Here is a 245-nt window from a genome sequence, read left to right on the forward strand (position 1 = left end):
GACATGGGAGACAATCGCAATATCCGCCTGACTTACGACCGAGGATTGTTGGAAATTATGACTCCCTTGTTAGAGCATGAAAACCCCAAAGAACTGATAGCCGCTCTTGTGGGTGTTGTAGTCGAGGAGTTGAATATAGAAATCGTTCGATCCGGTTCGACTACCCTAAATCGCGAAGATTTAGCACGCGGTTCCGAACCCGATTCGGCATTTTATATCCAGAATGAACCCCGGGTGAAAGGCAA

The 245-nt window shown here is 47.3% G+C and carries 1 protein-coding gene; it reads left to right on the plus strand.

Annotated elements, in window-relative coordinates; genetic code table 11:
• Positions 1 to 245: Uma2 family endonuclease (locus tag LKK83_RS00790; protein ID WP_324628820.1), on the plus strand; the 245-nt coding region annotated here is incomplete at both ends.

It is taken from the genome of Phormidium sp. CCY1219 (genome assembly GCF_035615515.1).
Lineage (GTDB): Bacteria > Cyanobacteriota > Cyanobacteriia > Cyanobacteriales > Laspinemataceae > CCY1219.